This window comes from Candidatus Amarolinea dominans, from assembly GCA_016719785.1.
Classification (GTDB): Bacteria; Chloroflexota; Anaerolineae; order SSC4; family Amarolineaceae; genus Amarolinea; species Amarolinea dominans.
In genome coordinates, this window is the sequence record JADJYJ010000030.1 from 273,784 (window position 1) to 296,000 (window position 22,217).

Below are 22,217 nucleotides of genomic sequence, written 5' to 3' on the forward strand. Positions count from 1 at the left end.
TCTCCTTTCACAACATCACTGATCATTCTGAACTTCTTGCCGTCTGTCGCTACTTGTGGGGCGGCTCGCCCCATTCTTGCGGTGTCAGTTTGAGCAGCGGGCTGATCGTGCGCGCCGCGTGAATGCGCTCGATGGCATCGGCCAACAATGGCGCCAGCGAGAGCACGACCAGCTTGGGGTGCTGCTGCGCGGGGGAGATGTAGATGGTATCGGTCACCACAAGCTCCTTGATGATCGGGCTGTCGAGACGCGCCAGCGCGGTGGGCAGCAGAATCGGATGGGTGATCGCCAGGTAAATCTCCGGCCGGGCGCCAGCCTCCACCAGGGCGTTGAGTTGGGTGAGAATGCTGCCGCCCGCAATCATATCATCAATCACAATCGGCGTCTTGTCCTTCAGATCGCCCACAACGTGTGAGTTCTCGACCTCGCTGTGCGAGAGACGCCGCTTGTGCATCAGCGCCAGCGGCAGCCCCATGACCTCTGCATAGCGACCGGCCAGCTTGGCGCGTCCCACATCGGGCGCCACGATGATGGGGTTTTCCAGGTCTTTGTTCTCGAAATACTCAATGAACACCTTGCGCGCCGACAGCGGGTCAACCGGGATGTCAAAGAATCCCTGGGTCGCTTCCGCGTGAATATCCACATAGACCACGCGGGTGACGCCCAGCGTTTGCAACATACGCGCCACAACCCGCGCACTGATGGCTTCACGCCCGTGAGCCATGCGCTCCTGCCGGCTGTAGGGGAAGTACGGAACGACGACGGTGATGGTATGGGCCGACGCGCGCCGAAATGCGTCTACGTACAGCAGCAGTTCCATCAGGTTATCGTTGACGGGGGCCGAACAAGGCTGGATGAAGAAAATGTCCTGCCCACGAATGGCTTCGTGGATCTCCACATAGACCTCGCTATCTGGCAGATGCTTGGTCTCACAGGCGCCGAGTGGCATCTGCAGACATTCTGCAATCCGTTCGGCCAGGGGACGATTGGCGGTGCCAGAAAAGAGATGCAAAGGGTGTTGCGGCATACTGTCTTCTTTCTTTTTCACGAACACGATACACGGCTTGCTGTCAGTGCGATTATATGATAGGATAGGTTTCTGGTCAAAGCGGGGGGAGAGGAAAGATGCGTAAACTGTTAATTGCGACGCACAATCAGGGTAAGGTGCGGGAGTATCGTGAGTTGTTGGCCGACCTGCCGGTGGATGTGACCTACCTGGATGAAGTTGGCATCACCACCGAGGTGGCGGAGACGGGCGAGAGTTTTGCCGAAAATGCAGTGCTCAAGGCGCTGGGCTATGCTGAAATGACCGGCCTCTGGACATGGGCCGATGATTCTGGCCTGGAAGTTGACGTGCTCGGCGGCGAGCCTGGCATCTACTCGGCCCGCTACGGTGGCCTGCAGGGCGAGCAGGAGCGTTACAACTACCTGTTGGCCCGCCTGGCAGATGTGCCGGACGCGCAGCGCGCGGCCCGTTTCCGCTGCGTGGTGGCTCTCGCTTTTCCGGACGGCGACGCGTTCACGGCCTCAGGCGCCATCGAAGGCACGATTGCCCATGCCCCACGCGGCAGCAATGGCTTTGGCTATGATCCCATTTTTGAAATCGAACACAGCAATCTGACCCTGGCGGAGATTTCATCAGAATTGAAGAACGCGATCAGCCATCGGGCCAAAGCCGCACGCAGCGCCCGGCGCATCCTGCTGACGCTGCTCGCTGAGTTGGGCGAAGACGACGAGGCTCAAGATCGAGATGCCTGATCTGCTTGCCGATTTCGCGGTCACAGTGACGTTTCCTGTGGCCTGGGGCGAAATGGATGCCCTGGGCCATGTCAACAACATCGTCTATTTTCGTTACTTCGAGAACGGACGCGCTCGCTACCTGTCGCAGGTCGGCTTTTTCGATGTCGCCGCCGGGCGTGCAGCCATCGGCCCCATCCTGGCCTCCATCAACTGCCGTTTTCGTTATGCCCTGACCTTCCCGGACACCGTGACCGTGGGCGTGCGCGTCGTCGCCCTGGGAGCCGACCGCTTCACAGTCCTGCACCGGGTGGTCAGCCAGCGGGCGCAGGTGGTGGCCGCCGAAGGCGAGGGCGTCATCGTCAGTTATGACTATCACCTGGGGCAAAAGACGCCGCTGTCCGAACCGGTGCGTGCGGCCATCCTGGCGCTCGACGCCGCGGCCGGCATCACGTTGACGTGAAAGTCTAGTATGGCTGTTTTGGGGGATGGCGCACGACCTCCACCGCGTTCATAATTGCGCCAGTTGATTTTTTATTTTGTTGCGGTCTTAATCGAGTGATGGTGATGTCTCATTCTTCCGTTTCTCAACGTGGAGACACGTACGCTGTTTACGCGCCCCAGCGGATCGCGCCCTACGTCGAAGATCATTTTGCGGACAGCGAGATGATCTCGCTGCGGCTGAACCAACTTCAGACCATTCACCACATCACCGACGTGGTCAGCCATGTGGATACCCTCGATGCCGTCTACCAGGAGGCGCTTTTCGGAATGCAGCGCCTCCTGGGAGTTCGTCGGGCCGCGCTGCTCCTGTGTGACGCCGACAGGGTCATGCGTTTTCGCGCCTGGTCAGGAGTGTCGCCTGAATACCGCAGCACGGTCGAAGGTCATTCGCCATGGCCGCCGGATGACCACGATCCCCAGCCGATCCTGGTGTCAGACGCCTGGAAAGAACCGCTGTTGAGGGCGTGGCATGAGCACTTCGTTCGTGAAAACATTCGCGGGGTTGCTTCCTTCCCCCTGCGTTACCAGGGGCGCCTGCTGGGCAAGTTCATGGTCTACTACGACCAGCCACATGACTTCGATACTGTGGAGGTTCGGTTGGCCGAAACCATCGCCAACCAGGTTGCGTTTGCCACGGAGCGCCAGCGCGTGGAGGATGCCCTGCGTCAGGCGAATCAACAACTGACCGCCTGGGTCGCCAAGTTGGAGCAGCGCACGCACGAAATCAGCCTGCTCAACGAAATGGGTGACAAGCTGCAAACCAGCATGACCCTCGATGACGCCTACGCCGTCATTGCCGATTTCACACAGGCTCTGTTTGCCACCGCGCAGGGCGCGCTCTACATCCTCAATCCTGAACACAACCTGATGGAAGCGGTTGTCGCCTGGGGAAACTTGCCGCACGCCGGGCGTCGGTTTCCACCGGACGCCTGCTGGGCGTTGCGTCACGGTCGCGCCTGTGTGATGGATGAATCTCAGCGCGGCCTGTCCTGCCAACACATCAGCACCACCGATAGCCACACCTACTTGTGTGTACCCTTGTTGGCGCAGAATGAAACCCTGGGTATTCTGCACATCGAGCTGAACCCAGGTGCTCCCGCGCTGCTGCATGACGACGAGGGTCAGTTCAACGAGGCTAACGAGAAACTGGCCGTGGCCCTGGCCGACCATGCGGCTTTGGCCCTGGCGAATCTGCGCCTGCGCGAGACACTGCGCAGCCAGGCCATTCGTGACCCGTTAACCGGCCTCTTCAATCGGCGCTACATGGAAGAGACGCTAACGCGCGAGGTGCATCGGGCGGCGCGTCGCGGCACAACCCTGGGCATCATCATGTTGGACATTGACCACTTCAAGCGCTTCAATGATTCATACGGTCATCAGGCCGGCGATGCCCTGCTGCGCGCGCTAGGTAGTTACCTGCAAGAGCGTACACGCGGTGAGGATATCGTTTGTCGCTACGGTGGCGAAGAGTTCACTTTGATTCTGCCGGAAACCCCGCTGTCTGTCCTCGAGCAGCGCGCCGATCAACTGCGCGTCGGGATCACCCGGCTCCAGGTCGAGCATTATCGCGCCATAATTGGCCCGGTGACCCTCTCGGCCGGCGTTGCCATCTTTCCGGATCACGGGCTGACCGGTGATGCTGTGCTGCGAGCCGCCGACACCGCGCTTTACCGGGCCAAGACCGAAGGTCGCAACCGCATCTTCACCGCTGGCGCTGCCGACGCGTCACCAGCGCGCGCCTGACATCTCCCCTGGCTGCGTTCGTCGTCGCGTCAAGACGATGACTGACCAAACTGCCTGGCTACACGTAGAATGTCAACGATATTCACCACGCGGTTGCCGTCCAGGTCGCAGACTGGGCTGTAGAAGCGCCAAACGCCGGCCGCCATGAGGATATCATGGACATCCACCACGCCATTCCCATCCAGGTCCTCGCGCAGGCGGCCGAAGCCCATCACATAGCCGGGAATCCAGCCGGGATTGACGCCCAACTGGCCGAGCTCGTTGGACCCCCAACACTTCACGCCGCCGCTGCTGGCCCGCGCACAGGTGTGGTCGTTGCCTGCATCCACGACCGCGCTCAACATGACGCCAACGGCATCCACGGGTGTAATGCGCTGATTTGTGTTGCCGTTGCCCAACTGGCCCATCCAGTTTGCTCCCCAGCATGTGGTGGTCTTGGCGATCGCACACGTGTGCCACCAGCCCGCAGTGACACGGGTGACATCAGTCGTCAGCCCAACGATGCCCACCGGCGCGGAGCGATCCAGGATCGTACCATCGCCCAACTGTCCCTGGTCGTTTCTCCCCCAACACCAGGCGCCGCCGCCGCTCGCCCATGCACAGGTGTGCTCATATCCCGCGTCCACCGCCGCGGCGTCGGTCAGCCCGCTGACATCCATCGGCACCCACTGCCATGTCACAGTGTCATTGCCCAACTGGCCGCGAGAATTGCTCCCCCAGCATTTGACGCCCCCGGTCGTCGTCGAAGCGCAGGAGTGCAACCCGCCCGCACTCACGGTCGCAGCGCCGCTCGTCAGCCCGCTCACGTCCACCGGCGCGCTGCGATTCTCCAGCGTGCCGTCTCCCAACTGGCCGTTGGAGTTGCGGCCCCAGCATTTGACCCCGCCGTCCATCGTCAGGGCGCACGTATGAAAATACCCTGCGCTCACGGCCATGACGTTGTTCAGCCCCACCACATTGACTGGCGTCAGGCGCTGGATAGTCGTCCCATCGCCCAACTGGCCGTATTCGTTTCCTCCCCAGCACTTGACCCCGCCGTTCGTCGTCACAGCACAGGCGTGTGTATTGCCCGTGCTCACGTCCGCAACGCCAGTCGCCAACCCAATCACATCGGTCGGTGTGCTGTGATATCCCTGCGCGCCGTCGCCCAACTGACCGGAATCGTTGCGCCCCCAGCACTTGACGCCGCCGCCTGCGGTCAATGCGCAGGTGTACCATCGGCTCACACTCACGGTTGTTGCACCGCCTGCCAGCCCGGCAACATCCACGGCAATCGTGCGTGGTCCTGCTGAGAAATTGCCCAGTTGGCCGTAGTCATCACTGCCCCAACATTGAATTCTACCGTCAGCGGTCAATGCACAGGTATGAACCGAACCCGCCTCCACGCTCGCGACGCCGGCAGCCAGTCCAATCACATCCAGCGGTGTCGTACTGAATTGCTGCAAGCCGCTCGTGTCGTTGCCCAACTGGCCCGAGATGTTGTCACCCCAACATTTGACCCCACCAGTCGTAGTTTGGGCGCAAGTGTGCTGATAACCCGTTGTGACAACCGCTGCGCCGCTGGTCAGCCCGATCACGCTGACCGGTGTGAGGCGATTGATCGTTGTCCCGTCGCCCAATTGGCCGCTCCAATTCGCGCCCCAACATTGAATTCCGCCGGCTGTGTTCAGCGCACAGGTGTGTAAAACGCCGCCTTCGACGGCTTCGACGCCGCTGACCAGCCCGACCACATCCACCGGCAAGAGCCGCTGCACGGTCGTGCCGTCGCCCAACTGGCCGAGCGCGTTGTATCCCCAGCACTTCGCGCCGCCGGCCGTCGTCAAGGCACAGGTGTGCGCTCCACCCGCGCTCACGGCCGTCACATCACTCGCCAGCCCAGTCACGTCCACCGGGGTGAGCCGTTCCTCTGTCGTACCATCGCCCAACTGCCCGTGGATGTTATTTCCCCAACACTTCATGCCGCCGGCTGTCGTCAGCGCGCAGGTGTGCTCCCCGCCCGCGCTGATGGCCGTCACGCCGACCGTCAATCCCACCACATCCACCGGCGTGAGCTGCGCCGCGCCCGTGCCGTCGCCCAACTGGCCGAACTCGTTGGATCCCCAACACTTCACACCGCCGGCCGTTGTCAGCGCGCAGGTGTGGCCCCCGCCCGCACTCACGGCCACAGCACCGCTCATCAGCCCGCTCACGTCGACCGGGGCGCTGCGTTTTCTGTCGTACCGTCGCCCAACTGCCCGCGGTCGTTGACCCCCCAACATTTCAGCCCGCCGTCAGCGGTGACAGCACAGGTGTGGTCTGCCCCTGCGTTCACAGCCGCGCCAATGGCCGCTGTCGTCGCGTCTGCGCCCACAGCGGCCGGCATCATCATGAACGGCAACAACAAGACAACCAGACAACGTACAGCGTGCGCGAACATGATTTACCTCCTCGATCACTCAACCCCGCGAACCGGCACAGATCGTCAAAGTCAGTATAACACTCAGGCGGGGCAAACCCCAAACCTGCAGCGAAAAGCGTCACGGATTGGGAGCAGGAATTCCAAATAAGGTCAAATGAGCCTCGGGGCGCTCAGGCGGCCGCTTGTGCGGCCACCGCCGGTTCAGGCGAGTAGAAGACCAGGTTGGGTTCATACTCGCGGATCAACTGAACGTGTTCCCGCACGAGTGACGGCGTGCTTCGCGAGCGCCGGAATCTCGTGCAGCGGGAACTCTGTGCGAGGGTGCGGGTGACTTCGTAGTCCTTGATGTAGCGATCCACGGCGTGCTGCGAGTGGTTGAGTTCGCGAGCAATGTCGGCTGGCGATTGCCCACGCAGATAACGGCGGATCACCTCGGCCTTGTGCGACACCGAGGGGCCGATATCATGCACTGTACCACGGATCGGCACGGTCATGGCATGTTCCTGCTCATATTGGCGCAACAATTGCCGCGTAGGACTCGGCCAGGCCGCTGAGCAACGACAAATCCAAGAGGGTCAGGACACGCCCTGGTCATACGCCTCCTGACACCAGCGGACGAAACGCTGTTGATTGAAGGTGCGCGCGCCGGCGGCTGATCGACGCCCTGATCCGCACTGAGCAGCGCCACCTCCGCGTCGGTGACCAGGTGCAGGCGGACATGCACCAAGTCGCGAATCTCGGGCGTTTTGCCCGTGGCCCCGTTGTACCGCCACCGCGGGCCAGTGACATGCCGGGGCGGCAGGTCGGTGGCGTAGGCTTGCTCCACCAGCGTCAGAATATCGGCGATGATGGCGTGCGCCACGACGGGGCCGCGCTCGTAACCGTACTCGTTAAGAAACTTGTGGAGCAACTGCTGGTGCAAGGAGCGTTTGGCCCAGCGCGTTTCAGGCGTACTAGTCTGGGTTTTCATCGGATCAAACGCCCCCTTTTAATCTCGGCCGGCGTGGCTGTGGCCGCGTCGGGCGTGCCGAGCAGAATCTGCAAGCGGTCGTTGGCCGCCGGGCATTCTTGATACAGCGTCAGGTACTCCTGAATGGGGCGTTCAGACAGCCCGGTGGCGCTGCGGATGGCGGCGCGGTCCAAGTGCTGCGCCTGCAAGCGAATGATGCGCACGAAGTCGTCGCAATAACGTCGAATGGCGCCGATACTGTGATGCCGCCGGCGCTCGATCTCGCTGGAAGGTGTAACCGGCGAGATAATCACCGACGATCTGCACCTTGTGACTGACGCCCGCCGATGTCTTTGACTTGGCCGCGTGTCGGCACGCGCAAGTCCTGTTTGCGCAACTCATGCACGTCGCGTTTGATCGTCGCCAGACTGCTGCACAGCAAACAGGCCAGGTCTTCGTGGCTGAGCAGCCCGCCTTGCGCCTCAGCCTCTTCGGTGAGCCGTAAGAGCCGCTGCTGCCGCAGCGCCGCGACGCCAGTGCCCAGGCGATCAAATCATCCGGGCTGTGCAACGTCAACTTCACGGCACCCGCTGGCATGCGGTCAGCTTCTGGCCCGCCGGACTGGCTTACCACGGCCAGGTAGGTCAACTGGCCGTTCTCACGCCGTTGGGGATAGTAGTCCTCGTCATAACGGCGCAACTGTCGAGCAAGGTGCGCCACCAGCGGCGCCAACTGAAAATCGCGCTGGATACGTTCGATGATGGCTCCCCGCTTCTTTGGTCTGTAAGCGGGCAATGGCTTCCAGATTCCATGTGCTCCTCCTGGGATGCTGCGTCATACGCTATTCTAGGTGATGATCTTCGTTTGGACCATTGCTCGGCTGGGATTGCCAAATCCTCGTGGCCGCCGGATTGCCAAATCCGGCGGGAGCTGCTGGCCGAAACGAAGATCGTCGCCCTATTCTACATCCCGAGGGTCATTTGAGCCTAACGTAAATGTGGTCGCTGAAGACATCTGGAATGAAGGCTTTAGCCGGTTATTGGGCACTTGAGAACCCTGTGGCAGACCGGCTGAAGCCTCGATTCCGGGACCATTTGGATTTGCTGGATTGGGAGCACGGACGTCTGTTGTTTGACCTGTGGCCGCCGCAAGAGTACAATCCTGACCCGGATCGTGATCATCGTTTCAGGAGGACCCATCGTATGACTTTTCCCGTTGCTGGCCCGATGCGCACCTGGCTGCTGGCTTTGCTGGCGCTGTGGGCGCTGTTGCTCTTTGGCGGTTTCATTTTTGGCGCGTCCGGCGCGGACCAATCGCAGCGCATCCCCACCTGGATGCGCATGACTTCCTCGGCCGTTCTGGTGGTGGCCGGCTGGAGTTGGTGGCTGGCGGCCGGCCAGGATAAGGACGTGGCGCTGCTGATTGCCGTGGGCATGACGCTCGGTTTCCTGGGCGACCTGTTCATGGCGAAGCTGCTGCCGGCGTCGCCGCACGTGTTGTGGGGCATGGGCGCGTTCGGTCTGGGGCATGTGGCCTACATCGCGGCCTTCATGCGGCTCGCCACCGTCCTCGGCTTGACGGCCAGCGGGCCGCGCTGGGGCGCCTTGCTCGTGTGGCTGCTGATCGGCCTGGCCGGTTGGTATTTCGTGGTCTTCCGCGGACAGCAGGCCACCGCGCTGCACTGGGCCGCGCTGCCCTACGCCCTGCTGCTGGCGAGCACGGCCGGCCTGGCCAGCGGATTGGCACTGCAGGCGCGTTCCTTCATCCCGCTGGCGCTGGGCGGCGCGCTCTTTCTCACCAGTGACCTCATCCTGGCCGCGCAATTGTTCAACGGCCTGTCATTTTTCCTGGTGGGCAGCGTCGTCTGGCTGACCTACGGCCCGGCGCAGGCGTTGATCGTCTACACCGCCCAGAATCGCCCTTGAGCAGGCCGGTCAGATAGGGGTCGCGTTGCTGAAGGCTTGCTAATCGCTTTGTCAGTCAGCCATGCGCGTGCTACAATCTGCCCCATGTCCATTTCCGACACATTGCAGGCCAAGCTCGACAATCTCCCCACGCGCCCAGGCTGTTATCTGATGAAGACCGCCGAGGGCGCGATCATTTACGTGGGCAAGGCCATCAACCTGCGCGCCCGCGTCCGTTCCTACTTTCAGCAGCAGGCCCTCCACACCACCAAGACCCGGCGTCTGGTGAGCAACATCGCCGATCTGGACTGGATCATCGTTGAAACCGAGCTGGAAGCCCTGGTGCTGGAGAATGAGCTGATCAAGCGCCACCAACCGCGCTACAACATCCGCCTCAAAGATGACAAGACCTATCCATACATCAAGATTCACTGGGCCGAAGATTACCCCAAAGTGACCATCGTGCGGCGCATGGCGCGTGACGGCGGCCGCTACTTCGGGCCGTACACCTCCGCTTACAATGTCCGCCTCACCCTGGAAGCCCTGCGTCACATCTTCCCCTATCTGACCTGTAACCGCGACATTACCGGCAAGGACGAACGCGCCTGCCTCTACTTTCACATCGGGCGCTGCAACGGTCCGTGCATCGGCGCGGTCAACCGTGACGAATACCGCGCCATGGTGCAGGGCCTGGCCGATTTTCTCAGCGGTAACACCGAGCCGGCCCTGACCACCCTGCGCGGTCAGATGACAGACGCGGCCGAAAACTGGTACTTCGAACGCGCCGCACGCCTGCGCGACCAGATCAAGGCTGCCGAGCAGTTGGTGGAGCGTCAGAAGGTCGTCAGCGGTCAGCAGCAGGATGAAGACCTGATCGCCTTTGCCCAGACCAACGGCGACACCTGCGTACAGGTTTTCTTCGTTCGTCATGGCAAACTGATCGGGCGTGAGTCGTTCGTGTTGGAGGGCGCGGAAGGCGACGAAACCGATGCAGTTCTCAGCGCGTTCCTGACCCAGTTCTACAGCGAGGCCGCCTACGTCCCGCCGGAGATCGTGCTGCCCAAGGACCTGGACGAGCGCCTCATCATCGAGCAGTGGCTGCGTTCGCGCCGCGGCGGCGAGAAGGTGGTGCTCACCGTGCCGCAGGAAGGTCAGCAGCGCGACCTGCTGGAGATGGCGGCCCAGAACGCAGCCGAAACCCTGCACGCCCTGCGCGCCCAGTGGCAGGCCGACAAGAACAAGCAGGTCATTGCCCTGGCCGAATTGGGGCACGCCCTGGGGCTGGCCGACGCGCCCGGCCGCATCGAGTGTTACGACATTTCCACCTTGCAGGGCACCAGCACCGTCGGCGCGATGGTGGTCTTTGCGCAGGGCACCCCCATGAAGAGCGATTACCGCAAATTCAAGATTCGCGGCAAAGGCAGCCTGGGCGCCGGTGAACCTGACGATTTCGCCTCGATGCGCGAGATGCTGCGCCGCCGCTTCCGCCGCGCCGTCGAACCGCCGGCTAATGAGGGCGCGCCCGGCCAGGCGCCTCGTAAGGGCGACCAGATGTGGCAGCGCCTGCCCGACCTGGTGGTCATTGACGGCGGCAAGGGTCAGCTCGGCGTGGCCGTGGAAGTGCTGCGCGAGTTCGACCTCTTCGACCAGGTGCCGGTCATTGGCCTGGCCAAGAGATTCGAGGATGTCTATTTCCCTGAGCAACGTGATCCCCTGGTGCTGCCTCGCGACTCTCAGGCGCTGTTCCTCTTACAGCGCATTCGCGACGAGGCGCACCGTTTTGGCATCACCTTCAATCGTGAGCTGCGCAGCAAGGCAGGCGTGATGTCCGAACTGGACAAGGTGCCTGGCATCGGCCCGCGGCGGCGCAAAGAATTACTCAAGCGTTTCGGCGATCTGGAGACGATCAAGCAGGCGAGCATCGAGGAGTTGGCGGCCGCGCCCGGCATGAACGTGGCCGCGGCCGAGGCAATCAAGGATCATTTTGGGGACTAACGCCGTGCAAAACACTCTGTCACCGTCGTTCGATTTCAGCCGCGTGGGCCGGCGCATCACCGTGACGCTGCTGGCTGCGCAGAGCTTCGGCTCGGCCGGCTTCATCGCGGCTAACACGGTCAACACCCTGGCCGGCGCGCAGTTGAGCGGTTCCCCGGCCCTGGCCGGCGTCCCGCCCGCCATCTACCAGCTCGGCGCGGCGCTGGCCGCGTTCGGCTGGGGCTACGGCATGGAGCGGCTGGGACGACGCGGCGCGCTGGCGCTCGGCCTGATGCTGGGCACGGTCGGCGCCGGTCTGGCCGCGGCTGCGCTCCTGGTTCGCTCATTTCTGCTCTTTTGCCTCGGGCTGGCCCTGCTCGGCGCGGCCAATTCTGCCATGCAGTTGGCGCGCTTTGCCGCGGCCGAGGTCTACCCGCCGCAGGCGCGCGGCCGCGCCATCTCCAACGTGGTGCTTGGCGGCACGGTCGGCGCGGTGGTCGGCCCGCTGCTCGTGGGGCCAACCGGCCGCTGGGCCGCGGCCAACGGCTTGGACGAGCTGGGCGGGCCGTACCTGGCGGCCCTGGTGCTCCTGTTCCTGGCTGGCCTGGTCATCTTCGTCTGGCTGCGGCCCGATCCGCGCGACGTGGGCCGCGCCCTGGCTCAGCTCTACCCTGACACGCATGGCGAGTCAGGCAGCCGCCGGCCGCTCTCGCAGCTTCTGCGCCAACGGCCGGTGATCGTGGCCATGGGCGCCATGGTGATCGGGCAGGCGGTCATGGTGATGCTGATGATCATCACCTCGCTGCACATGAAGGGGCATCACCACGAGCTGACCGACATCTCGCTCGTCATCTCATCGCACACCTTCGGCATGTTCGCCTTTTCGGTGCTGTCCGGTCGCCTGGCGGACCGTTGGGGGCGCCGGCCTGTGATTCTGATTGGCGCGACCACGCTGGTGCTGGCCTGTTTGACCGCGCCGCTTTCGCCAGAGGTGCTGCCGCTGGCGGTGTCGCTCTTCTTTCTTGGCTTGGGCTGGAATTTCTGCTACGTAGGCGGTTCATCGCTGCTGGCGGATCAGCTTTCACCGGCGGAGCGGGCGCAGACGCAGGGTTTCAACGATCTGCTCATCGGCCTCTCTGCGGCCGTGGGCAGCCTGGGCAGCGGCGTCGTCTTCGCCGCGCTGGGCTACGGCGCCATGGGGATCGTCGGCGCCGCGCTGGCCGTCATCCCGATTATTCTGGCGCTTTCTCTACGCCAGAAGACATGAACAGGTCATCGAGATCACTCCACTTGCGATGACGAACGGCTTCCAATTCATCGCCCGTCCATCCCATTACTTCGCGGAGAAACGCAACAGCAGTATGTTGGCATCAACAAGCACACGAGGCTTCTTACGCGGGGTGACCATATTGTTCTTCGAAGACTTCGTGTTTCGTAGATTCCAGTTCCGCCGCGAATTCCTCTTCACTGATATGACGCTGTTCTACCTCGCGACCAAGATAGCGCGCAAAACTGTGAAAGGCGGCTTTGCGCCTGACGTATGCCATCAATTGCTCGTACTCTGCAATCGGGAGAATAACCGCAACGGGTACGCCGCCGCTTTGAACAACTGTATGTTCCTGGACCGTGCGCAAACGGCGAACCAGGCCGCCAAAATTACGCTGCATCTCCGCAACGGTTATCGTTCTCTGTACCCTACCTGACAGCTGTATCATTGCAGTCTCCTTGCCCGCACTGGCTCAAGAGTCGTGCTGAATCCTATTCGATCTTTGGCCATGGCGCGCTGACCTCCCTGATCGCCCATTTCTCCTGGGAACATTCGACAAGATCGGAATTCATGCTAAAATCACTCCGATTCGATCACACCGTTGAGTGTAACCCATTACGGAGTAGCCGTCAAATGAGCCTGCTTTCTCCCTCTATCGCCCCCGCTTCCGAACATGTCGCCCGGCCGCCCTGGCAGGCCTACGCCGCGATGATCTTTGGTCTGATCTGCATTGCCACCTCCGGCATTTTCGTGCGCTGGGCCGGGCTGCCGGGGCCGGTGGCCGCCTTCTATCGCACCTTGATTGCCGCCAGCGCCCTGGCAATTCCGTTTGGCCTGCGCGCCCGCCAGATCCAGTGGTCGCGACGCTCGCTGGCGATCGTGGCGGCCGCCGGTGTCTTGTTCGCCTGTGACATGGGCCTGTGGAACACGGCCGTTCAGTACACCTCGGTCGCCAACGCGGTCCTGCTCGGCAACACCGCGCCCATCTGGGTGGGACTGGGCGCCATCCTGCTCTACCGCGAGCGTCTACGGCGCAATTTCTGGCTCGGACTGGCCCTGGCTTTGAGCGGCGCGGCCATCATCCTGGGCGCCGACGCCCTACGCTCGCCATCGCTCAACCTGGGCAACCTGCTGTCGCTGCTCGTCTCCCTCTTCTACGCCGCTTACATGCTGATCACCCAGCGCGGGCGGGCGCGCTTCGATGCCCTCTCCTATTTTTGGCTGACCACAGTGGTCAGCCTCATCACCCTCTTTTTCATGACTCGCCTGTTTCAGCAATCGCTCGTCGTGCCTGCTGCGACCTTTCCCTTCCTGCTAGGCATGGGGCTGGTGACGCATATCGGCGGTTGGCTGTCGGTCAACTATGCGCAGGGCCATCTTCCCGCCTCGTTGGTCTCGCCCACCATGCTCGGCCAGCCGGTGGTGGCTGCCCTGCTCGCCTTCGTGCTGCTGGGCGAGGCGCTGACGCCGCTGCAGGTCGCCGGCGGCATCATTGTTCTGCTCGGCATCTCCCTGGTGCATCGGGCGCGAGGGTGACATGCAAACACACCTCTTTGTCATCGTCTGGCGTTTGCTGCTGGCCTGAAAGGCGTTTTAGTGGGACGATGTGGTAAAATGGGGACGGAGGAGGATGACCCATGACGCCCGGTGAAATGCAAGATGCAGAACAAGTTGACCGCGGAGATGTTGCGACCAAACTCAACAGTTTCGCCGCGCTCAAGGTCATGAGCCCAACCGACTTGAACCTGTTGGCGGACAAGATCATCGTGCGTCCATTCAAGGAGGGAGATCGGCTCCAGGAGGCGCAAAGCTCCGGCGATTTCCTGTATTTGGTGGAGAGCGGGACCTTGCGCGAGACCGGCAAGGACTCGGCCGGCACGGTCTGGTGGGAGCGCACGCACAACGTTGGCGCCGCCTTCAGTCGTCAAGCGACCTACGACGGCTTGTTCGAAGAAACCGAGGTCATCGCGCTGCAAGAAGGGCGCCTCTTTGTCATTGCGCCCAGCGACCTGAGCTGGGCCATGGGCCGGCAGCCTGCCCTGCGCCAGGCGCTCATCCGTGAACCGATCGCCGTGCGTCTGCGCGCCATGCCCATGTTAGCGCCTCTCAACGACTCGCAGGTTCGGCGCCTGGCCACCATTGCTCATGTCGTAGAGGCCAACGGTGGCTCGCCCCTGTGTGAGCCGCAGCTCACCGGCGCCGAAACCTGGTTCTGGTTCATTGATTGGGGACAGGTCAGCGTGACCTACCCGTCTGGCGTACCACCAAAGACGCCGCGAGTCATCACCGCGGGCAACGCTTTTCACAACGCGCCCGAGGCCCTGGGGCAGATTCCGCCCGCGGTGGCGCAGGCGCTCTACCGCTGCAAGCTCATTCGCGTGCCGTTCTCTGAAATGCTGGCCCTGGCACGCATCCCCGCCATTTACGCACGGCTGCAACTGCCGCCCATCATCGGCTTTCTGGAAACGGTTGCACCCTTCCAGGGTTTGAACGAAGAGCAATTGCAAACGCTGGCCAGCATCACGGCCTGGGAACACTATCCGGCCGCGCAGACCGTTTCACAGCAGGGCGTGCGCGACAACGCGCTGCGCATCCTGCAGCGCGGCGCGGCCATCATTCGCACGACCGACGCCGATGGCAAGGAACGCCCTCGCGATTACATGGCGCCTGGCCGTTTCTATGGCCAAAGCTCGCTATTCCGCCGGGAGCGCCATGAAACAACGGTGCGCGCGGTGCGACCGGACAGCGTGGGCAGCGCTACTGGCATTCTGACCAGCCCGCAGGGGGAAAGTGACCGTGCGCACGCCAGCGAGCCGGGCGCCACCTGGTTCCGCATCCGTTCCGAGGACTTGATCTATCTTCTCCACAGTGACCCGGGGTTCTGGAAAGATACCCACCTGGAGCAGAAGGTCAAGGCGGAAAAGAAGAAACACCGCAAGTACAAATGGCAGGACGAGGACGAGGTGCTTTGGTATGACGGCCACCGGCACGTGATCGTCCTGCTGCGCTCCTTCCTGATCCCCGCGCTGCCGGTCGTGGGCATGATCCTCCTCAAACTCATCCTGCAAAACTGGGACATCAATCTGACTATCTTGACGGTGGCCCTGGTGAGCGGTATGGTGGCGGCGCCCCTGACGGTCTGGTACGTGGTGGATTACCTCAATGATTACTTTGTGGTGACATCCTTGCGCGTGACCGCGCGCGAGCAGGTGGTGCTGGTTTACGAGCGTCGCACCGAAGCGCCCCTGGACCAGGTGCAGGATACCACCCTGCGCACCGACTTTTGGGGCAGCCTGATTGGCTATGGCAATCTGAAGATCAAGACGGCCAGTGCTGCCTCACAGATCGTGTTCGACCATGTGCCGAATCCCGAAAGCGTCCAGGCTCTCATTTCCGAGCAGCGACGGCGCCTGCTTGCCGAAAAATTGGCGGAACAGCGCGAAGGTCTGCGCATGCAACTGGTCAAGGACCTGCGCTTGAGTCTGTTGAGCCAGGTGCCAGACCAGACACTGCCGCCGGGCCTCAAGCCGCCGATCGTGCTGAGCTGGTGGCAAAAGTGGTTAGCGACGCTGGCGAAGGCTCTGCATTTCGTCTTCTTTCCCTTCGAGTTTCTGTTCCTGCGACCTCTCAGTTGGGTGATGCGCATCTTTGCGCAGCGGCGCCTCTCCCCGCGCAACCAGAACCGGGACTTTGGCGCCGGCGTCCTGGCCTCCTGGTGGATTACGCCAGACAAGACGGTGTGGCGCAAGCACTGGTTGATCTTGCTGCAGCGCGTGTGGCAATCGTTTTTGGCGTGGCTGATCGTCACGGCGTTTCTCGTTGCCACCGTGGGACAGTGGCTGCCGTTGCCGTGGCTGCTGCCGGCCATCCTCTGGCTGCCTGCCACCGGGTGGTTCTGGTGGAGATATGAAGACTGGGCCAACGATCTCTATATTGTGACCAATGACAAGGTGATTGATATCGAGGCTAAACCGTTCGGCTTCAGCACACAGCGTCGCGAGGCTGGCCTGGATCGCATTCAGAACGTGACAACCGAACTGCCCACGTTTTGGGCCAATGCATTGAATTACGGCAATGTGGTGATCAAGACGGCCGCGGCTGACGAGGGCTTCACCTTCGACCTGGTGGCCAATCCGCACGCGGTGCAGCGCGAAATCATGAAGCGCCTGTCAGCCTTCCGCGCCTCACGCCAGCAACGTGAAGCCACCGCACAGCGCACCCAGCAAGCCTACGTCTTGGGCGTCTATCATGAGTTGATGGAAGAGGGAGACAAGTACGTCAAGAGCGGCCCGACGGGACAGGCGTCGCCGCAACCGCAGGAAGGTCGCTCCATCCCCCGCGCAGGGCTGTGACGAGATGACATTCTCAGAGGAACACAACACCCTCACCGGTCAACGCTGCGATGTCCATTGGCCCCTGCGAGGGTTGGTGAGTCAAGGAATTTTCACACGAAGCCACAAAGGTGGCCATCTGCGTCTTCGTGTCTTTGTATCTTGGTGTGAGGTCTCTGTCTTGCTCACACAGGGACGCCAAGACACAAAGGAGTAATCCCTGGCGCCTTTGTGACTTGTGACTTTTTCCTCTTGACAGAGCGCCGCGCGCGTGCTATGCTGTGACCAGCTACAAGCCTGTCCCCCGCCTTCCGAGTCGTCTTCCGCCTTCGGAAGTCCCTGGCGAGAGTGCTCTCTCCCGCCTGCGACCTCCTTCAGCAGTCAGGAAAATGTCCCTGACCCCATCCGTTTCGATTGCTGCACGAAAGGAGTTCGTTGTTATGTTACGCCTGCTCTTCTACTTTCTCTTTTCTATCTCTCTTTCTCTCTTCTTCCTTTCTCTCTCTCCTCCCGACATTCTGCTCTCGGCCGGCTCGCGCCGCGCCTGTCGTCGTTGGTTCATCTGTTGGTGGTGTGCAGTCTGCTCTTTTCCACGGCGGCTGCTACCCCCCCCAGATAAATGCCGCTACTAAACCCATGTCCCCTGATCCCAACCTGGATCTGATCTCCGACCCCGGTGCGACGCCGGCGCCTTCGGTCGTGCAGTTGACGCTGGCCGCGGCGCCGCAGGAGGTGGAGCCGGCGGGCGTCATCACCTACACCGTGGTCATCACCAACACCCTGGCCGACCGCGCCCTGAGCGGGCTGGTGGTGAGCGATACGTTGCCGCTGGAACTGACCTACTGGCCGGCCGGGGAGGGGGAATTCAGCTACCTGGAGGCCGAACGCCGGCTGGAATGGGTCATCGGTCAACTGGCTGCGGGCGCGACGCTGACCGGCACGTTCCAGGCGCAGGCGCTGGCGGAGGTCAGCGGGCAGGTCATCACCAACACCGCGGCCATCGTGAGCGAAGAGATGGGCGCGGCGGTGCAGGCCAGCGCGGCGATCACGATCACCGAGGCGCCCTGCCTGGGTGAGGACTGTGCGCCGACGCCCACGGCCGAACCGCCGACCGCCACGCCGACGGCGACACCGACGAATGAGCCGCCCTGCCTGGGGTTCGAGTGTACGCCGACGCCGACGGCCACACCGCGCCCGCCGAGACGCGCCGCCCCGCCGCACACCGACGCCGACGGCCACACCGTCGCTCTGCCAGGATGATGAGGGGTGTACGCCAACGCCGACGGCCACCTGGACGCCGACGGCGACGCCTGGGCCGGATGAGGTGTGGTTGACGCCCGGCGAGGGTGGGGTGCTGCTCAGTGCGGATGGACGGGTGCAGGTGGAGGCGCGGCCGGGCGCGGTGAGCGCACCGACCTTGCTGCGCTACACGCCGCAGCCGTTGGTGGGCGAGACGCCGGCCTGGCTGACGATGCACTTTGGCCTGGAGGCGCAGGACGAGCAGGGCGCGGCCGTGACTGCGTTCGAGAGCCTGGTCAGCCTGACCTATCGCTTCCCACCGAGCGTGGCGCTGACAGAGACGATCCGCCTGTACCGGTGGGAGGATGCGGCCGAGACGTGGCAGGCGCTCGACAGCCAGATGGATGTGGCCGGCCGGCAGTTGACGGCGTGGCTGGACGGGCCTGGGCTGTTTGGCCTGGGCGCACCGGCGTCGTTGAGCTACGGTGCGCAGCATCTGCCGACGGTGCATGGGTTCGTGACCGACGAGTGGAGCGGCAACAGCAGCCTGGGCTATCCGCTGGCTCTGCCGCCGGGGCCGGGCGGGCTGGGCTTGAACCTGAGCCTGGGCTATTCGAGCGAGGGGGTGAACAGCATTCGCCAGGGGCGTCGGCACAACCTCCAAGTCCCAGCGACGCCGGGACCACGCCGACGCCAACGCACGTGAACAAGATGCCACAGAATGCGAACACCTTCAATCGCCAGGCGAGTTTCGTGGGCTGGGGCTGGTCGTTGAACGGCCTGGGGCAGGTAACGATGTCCCTGGCGCAGGACGGGACACCGGCCAAGGCATTCTTGGGTTATGCCGGCGGCGGCTTCGAGCTGAAGCAAACGACGGATGGCTGGCAAACGGAGCCGCAGAGCTTCGTGCGCATCGCCCATACCGGCAACCTGGATAGCGGGAACAAGTGGGAGGTGTGGTCGCCAGACGGCGTCAAGTACACGTTTGGCGGCGTCACGGGCAGCAATGCCACCTGGGCCAACGGTTCAGCCTGGATCATCAAGAGCAGTTGCGGAAAATCGGCGCGGGAGATGCATCTGACAGAGGTGTTGGATACACACGGTAATCATATCGAGATTACCTATGAGACAGAGCCTGGTAGTGTCACCGGCTGCACCGATGAGTATGTGCCCGCGATTCGCCCAACGGTCATTCGATACTTTGCCATCAATGAACCCCTGGCTACGGTGCGCATCGAATTGGGTTACAGCGGGCGTGGTGACACAGGTGTGCCGGGCAACGTAGGGCATCGCGACGAATACACCGAGGCATTCTGGAGTAATTATCGGTTGACCGGGATCACGGTGCAGGTGCGCAACGGCAGTGGAGCGGATGCGTTCACCACGGTGGGCAGTTATGTATTGGCGCAGGACTACGATTGGTTCGACTCGAATAATGGAGAGGGGATCCTGCGGCTGACGAGTATCACGGAGAAGGGCAGAGACGGGGGTGCGCTGCCGGCGTGGACGTTTGGCTATCGGATTGGCGCGGTGGGGACGCAGAACGGCTGGAAGAACCATACGCTGCTGGAGACGGCCAACAACGGGCAGGGCGGGAGCGTCACCTACAGCTACGCGAATGTGCCCCAATATCTGGATGGAAGGATGTGGCGGCAATACCAGCCGCTACCGGGTGAGCCAGATGGATGTGAGCGACGGGATGGGCGGTGTGCAGCGCACGGTGTACGACCATCAGAACCCGTGGGCATGGACGTCGGCTGGATTCCCGGCGTGCAACAATTTCGAGTTCGGCGGCTACAGTTTCGTGCGCAGCCAGGTGCAGGACGGGACGGGGACGCTGTACCGGGTGATGGAGAACAGCTATCATCAGCGCAACGGCAACGCGCCCGATCCGCGCAAGGGCAAGCGAGTCTGACATCAGCAAGAGCACAAGTCGAGCGCCGGGGCGACCCTGGCGCAGGTGGGGACGTTGTGGAATAGTGTGACGACGAAGGGTACCAACTGGGTGCGCAGCGAAATCGTGACCAACACGCTGGGGACCAGCAGCCAGGCGACGACGTACGAGTACCTGACGACCAGCCAAAACAATGCGCAGTACGGCAATGTGACGGCGATGCGCACCTACAGCGACACGGTGGGAACGCTGTACCGTTCGCAGGAAACCTTCTACTTCCCGGCCAACACGAGTGGCGGCGTGTACATCGTGAATCGGCCGGCGCAGCAGTTCCTGAAAGACGCAACGGGCGCGTGCAACGGGGAGACGCGCTATTTCTATGACAACAAGACATCCTACGCACAGACGCCGAGCAAGGGGGATGTGACGAAGGTGCGGGTGGGGCAGACGAGCTGCGGGGGCAGTTGGGCCGACACGCGATACCTCTACGACGACTGGGGTAATTCGAAGATCGTGACCGACACACTGGGTCACATGATCACGACCACCTACGATACGACGGCCGGCGCCTGGCCGATGCTGTACGCCTTGCCGACGAGTATGATTGCGCCGCTCGTAGGGACAACCACCTACGCCTGGGACAAGGTGTTGGGACAGGTGACGAGCGTGACGGACCCGAACCTGGCGACCACCAGCTACAGCTACGATCAGTGGGGGCGGCAGACGCAGGTCATCGAACCCGGCGACGATGCGACCAACCCGACGCTGCGCTTGACTTACACCCATTACGCGGGGTCGGGGTCGCCGTACTGGGTGAAGCAGGAGCAGAAGGAGAGCGGATCGAACTACCTGGAGAGTCGCACGTTCTACGACGGCATGGGACGGGTGGTGCAGACGCAGGCCGAGGCGGCAAGCAGCAGTCAGAGCATCCTCGTCAACACGCAATACCAGCCGTTGGGGGTGTTGCGAGCGAGCGTACCCTACACCTACACCGCGGCGTCTGGGCGGGTACCGGGCGCCGGACTGGGCGCAACCACAGGCGGCCAATCACCTACGACAGCCTGGGCCGGGTGACGCAGGTGACGCAGGCGGACGGCACGACGGTCAAGAGTTTCTACCAGAATCGGCAGACCGCGGTGCTGGATGCGCTGAACCGGCAGACGATCTCGGAGACCGATGCGGTGGGGCGGCTGTACCGGGTGCAGCAGTACCTGGTCACGGTCAATGGGCAGCCCGACTGGGGTGCGACGGTGTATGCGCACTCCATCTACACCTACACGGTGAGCGACCAGCTCGAGCAGATGACCGGGCCGGATGAGGCATTGACCACGATGACTTACGATCTGTTGGGGCGCAAGACGCGCATGACAGACCCGGACATGGGCATTTGGAGTTACACCTACGATGCGGCCGGGAATCTCACACGACAGACCGACGCGAGAGGTTGCGTCATCACCTTCAGCTACGATGGCCTCAACCGGGTGAAGGGCAAGACCTACAGCGGGTCGAGTGGATGCAGTGCGACGGCGGTGGGTTACACGTATGACAGCGGCACAACCGGCAAGGGGAGACGCACCGGGATGAGCGACAGCTCCGGCAGCGCGAGTTGGACCTACGACGGCCGCGGACGGGTAACGCAGGAGAGCAAGGCCATCAACGGAACGGGCGGCGGTACGTTCGTGACGCAGTGGAGTTACGATTCCGCCGATCGGCCGCTGTGGATGAAATACCCCGGCGGTGCGAGTCAGATTGGCGAGCAGGTACACTATGCGTACACGACGCAGGGGTTGCTCGACACAGTGCGCAGCAACGGCAGCACCTACTATGTCGGCAAGACGCAGTACAACGAGCGCGGGCAGGTGATGGAACGCTGGCTGGGCAGCACGACCGGGGTGGTGAAGCAGTTGTACGCCTACAGTGTGGCCGAGAACTTCCGCCTGGTGAGCCTGAAGGCAGGCACAGGTGCGACCAACGACAACCGGCAGAAGATCAGCTACACGTACGATGATGCGGGCAACGTGCTGACGATCACGGATGCGGCGGCGTATGGCTGCCGCCAGACGCAGAAGTTCACATATGACACGCTGGACCGGCTGAGCACAGCCTCACGTCGAGCGGCGCCAACTGCTCACGGCTGACGGCACTGGCTACAAACAGCGCAGCTATGCCTACAGCAATGCAGGCAACATCACCAATTTCGAGGGCACAGGCACGAATCTCTACTATCAGAATGGCGCACAAGCACGCGGTGACCCACATCGGGCGGCAGGCTATCAG

The 22,217-nt window shown here is 62.6% G+C and carries 20 protein-coding genes and 2 pseudogenes; 14 read left to right on the forward strand and 8 right to left on the reverse strand.

Annotated features, from left to right (window positions below; all coding sequences use genetic code 11):
- Window positions 1-49 precede the first annotated feature (49 nt).
- Entirely contained in the window at window positions 50-1,027 is a 978-nt protein-coding gene (locus IPM84_23690) for a ribose-phosphate diphosphokinase (GenBank protein ID MBK9095702.1), read from the reverse strand.
- A gap of 98 nt (window positions 1,028-1,125) precedes the next feature.
- Here IPM84_23690 and rdgB point away from each other — a divergent pair, with 98 nt between their 5' ends.
- The 3 genes from rdgB (at window position 1,126) to IPM84_23705 (ending at window position 3,984) form a co-directional block, all read left to right on the forward strand.
- On the forward strand, window positions 1,126-1,758 hold the full coding sequence (gene rdgB / locus IPM84_23695; protein ID MBK9095703.1) for an RdgB/HAM1 family non-canonical purine NTP pyrophosphatase: 633 nt from the start codon (window positions 1,126-1,128) through the stop codon (window positions 1,756-1,758).
- A complete protein-coding gene (locus IPM84_23700; protein ID MBK9095704.1) occupies window positions 1,751-2,200 on the forward strand; it encodes an acyl-CoA thioesterase in 450 nt (149 codons plus the stop codon). The genes rdgB and IPM84_23700 overlap by 8 nt, the downstream gene beginning before the upstream one ends.
- A gap of 104 nt (window positions 2,201-2,304) precedes the next feature.
- On the forward strand, window positions 2,305-3,984 hold the full coding sequence (locus IPM84_23705) for a sensor domain-containing diguanylate cyclase (protein MBK9095705.1): 1,680 nt from the start codon (window positions 2,305-2,307) through the stop codon (window positions 3,982-3,984).
- A gap of 29 nt (window positions 3,985-4,013) precedes the next feature.
- Here the strand turns inward: IPM84_23705 and IPM84_23710 are convergent, their stop codons facing one another.
- The 6 genes from IPM84_23710 to IPM84_23735 all read right to left on the reverse strand — a co-directional run bounded on the left by IPM84_23710 (window position 4,014) and on the right by IPM84_23735 (window position 7,875).
- Window positions 4,014-6,161 carry an RCC1 repeat-containing protein gene (locus tag IPM84_23710; GenBank protein ID MBK9095706.1) on the reverse strand — a complete coding sequence of 716 codons (2,148 nt, stop codon included), beginning with the start codon at window positions 6,159-6,161 and terminating at the stop codon, window positions 4,014-4,016.
- A gap of 8 nt (window positions 6,162-6,169) precedes the next feature.
- Entirely contained in the window at window positions 6,170-6,400 is a 231-nt protein-coding gene (locus IPM84_23715) for a hypothetical protein (protein ID MBK9095707.1), read from the reverse strand.
- 152 nt (window positions 6,401-6,552) lie between these two features.
- Window positions 6,553-6,876 carry a DUF1670 domain-containing protein gene (locus IPM84_23720; protein MBK9095708.1) on the reverse strand — a complete coding sequence of 108 codons (324 nt, stop codon included), beginning with the start codon at window positions 6,874-6,876 and terminating at the stop codon, window positions 6,553-6,555.
- On the reverse strand, window positions 6,873-7,352 hold the full coding sequence (locus IPM84_23725) for a hypothetical protein (protein MBK9095709.1): 480 nt from the start codon (window positions 7,350-7,352) through the stop codon (window positions 6,873-6,875). The genes IPM84_23720 and IPM84_23725 overlap by 4 nt, the downstream gene beginning before the upstream one ends.
- The gene (locus IPM84_23730) at window positions 7,349-7,645 is read right to left on the reverse strand and encodes a DUF1670 domain-containing protein (protein ID MBK9095710.1); all 297 of its coding nucleotides are present in this window, start codon (window positions 7,643-7,645) and stop codon (window positions 7,349-7,351) included. Before IPM84_23730 ends, IPM84_23725 begins: the two co-directional genes overlap by 4 nt.
- Entirely contained in the window at window positions 7,642-7,875 is a 234-nt protein-coding gene (locus IPM84_23735) for a DUF1670 domain-containing protein (protein MBK9095711.1), read from the reverse strand. Before IPM84_23735 ends, IPM84_23730 begins: the two co-directional genes overlap by 4 nt.
- 20 nt (window positions 7,876-7,895) lie before the next feature.
- Between IPM84_23735 and IPM84_23740 the strand changes: the two genes are divergently transcribed.
- From IPM84_23740 to IPM84_23755, 4 genes are all read left to right on the forward strand, one after another.
- Window positions 7,896-8,315, forward strand: coding sequence for a hypothetical protein (locus tag IPM84_23740; GenBank protein ID MBK9095712.1), 420 nt, complete (start codon window positions 7,896-7,898; stop codon window positions 8,313-8,315).
- A gap of 218 nt (window positions 8,316-8,533) precedes the next feature.
- Window positions 8,534-9,256 carry a lysoplasmalogenase gene (locus IPM84_23745; protein ID MBK9095713.1) on the forward strand — a complete coding sequence of 241 codons (723 nt, stop codon included), beginning with the start codon at window positions 8,534-8,536 and terminating at the stop codon, window positions 9,254-9,256.
- Window positions 9,257-9,346: 90 nt separating this feature from the next.
- Window positions 9,347-11,230, forward strand: a complete 1,884-nt coding sequence (gene uvrC, locus IPM84_23750; GenBank protein ID MBK9095714.1) for an excinuclease ABC subunit UvrC — start codon at window positions 9,347-9,349, stop codon at window positions 11,228-11,230.
- A gap of 4 nt (window positions 11,231-11,234) precedes the next feature.
- The gene (locus IPM84_23755; GenBank protein MBK9095715.1) at window positions 11,235-12,476 is read left to right on the forward strand and encodes an MFS transporter; all 1,242 of its coding nucleotides are present in this window, start codon (window positions 11,235-11,237) and stop codon (window positions 12,474-12,476) included.
- A gap of 124 nt (window positions 12,477-12,600) precedes the next feature.
- On the opposite strand, the gene IPM84_23760 is transcribed toward IPM84_23755, so the two are convergent.
- Entirely contained in the window at window positions 12,601-12,924 is a 324-nt protein-coding gene (locus tag IPM84_23760; GenBank protein ID MBK9095716.1) for a type II toxin-antitoxin system prevent-host-death family antitoxin, read from the reverse strand.
- 185 nt (window positions 12,925-13,109) lie between these two features.
- On the opposite strand from IPM84_23760, the gene IPM84_23765 reads away from it, so the two are divergent.
- The 7 genes and pseudogenes from IPM84_23765 (at window position 13,110) to IPM84_23795 (ending at window position 22,078) form a co-directional block, all read left to right on the forward strand.
- The gene (locus IPM84_23765; GenBank protein MBK9095717.1) at window positions 13,110-14,012 is read left to right on the forward strand and encodes a DMT family transporter; all 903 of its coding nucleotides are present in this window, start codon (window positions 13,110-13,112) and stop codon (window positions 14,010-14,012) included.
- A 101-nt stretch (window positions 14,013-14,113) separates the two neighbouring features.
- Entirely contained in the window at window positions 14,114-16,828 is a 2,715-nt protein-coding gene (locus tag IPM84_23770; GenBank protein MBK9095718.1) for a cyclic nucleotide-binding domain-containing protein, read from the forward strand.
- Between the two features lie 615 nt (window positions 16,829-17,443).
- Window positions 17,444-17,803: pseudogene (locus tag IPM84_23775) on the forward strand (DUF11 domain-containing protein).
- A 90-nt stretch (window positions 17,804-17,893) separates the two neighbouring features.
- Window positions 17,894-18,125 (forward strand): annotated as a pseudogene (locus IPM84_23780) (peptidoglycan-binding protein).
- A gap of 632 nt (window positions 18,126-18,757) precedes the next feature.
- On the forward strand, window positions 18,758-20,026 hold the full coding sequence (locus IPM84_23785) for a hypothetical protein (protein MBK9095719.1): 1,269 nt from the start codon (window positions 18,758-18,760) through the stop codon (window positions 20,024-20,026).
- Between the two features lies 1 nt (window position 20,027).
- The gene (locus IPM84_23790; protein MBK9095720.1) at window positions 20,028-21,014 is read left to right on the forward strand and encodes an RHS repeat protein; all 987 of its coding nucleotides are present in this window, start codon (window positions 20,028-20,030) and stop codon (window positions 21,012-21,014) included.
- Window positions 21,015-21,019: 5 nt separating this feature from the next.
- Window positions 21,020-22,078, forward strand: coding sequence for an RHS repeat protein (locus tag IPM84_23795; protein MBK9095721.1), 1,059 nt, complete (start codon window positions 21,020-21,022; stop codon window positions 22,076-22,078).
- Window positions 22,079-22,217: the final 139 nt, after the last annotated feature.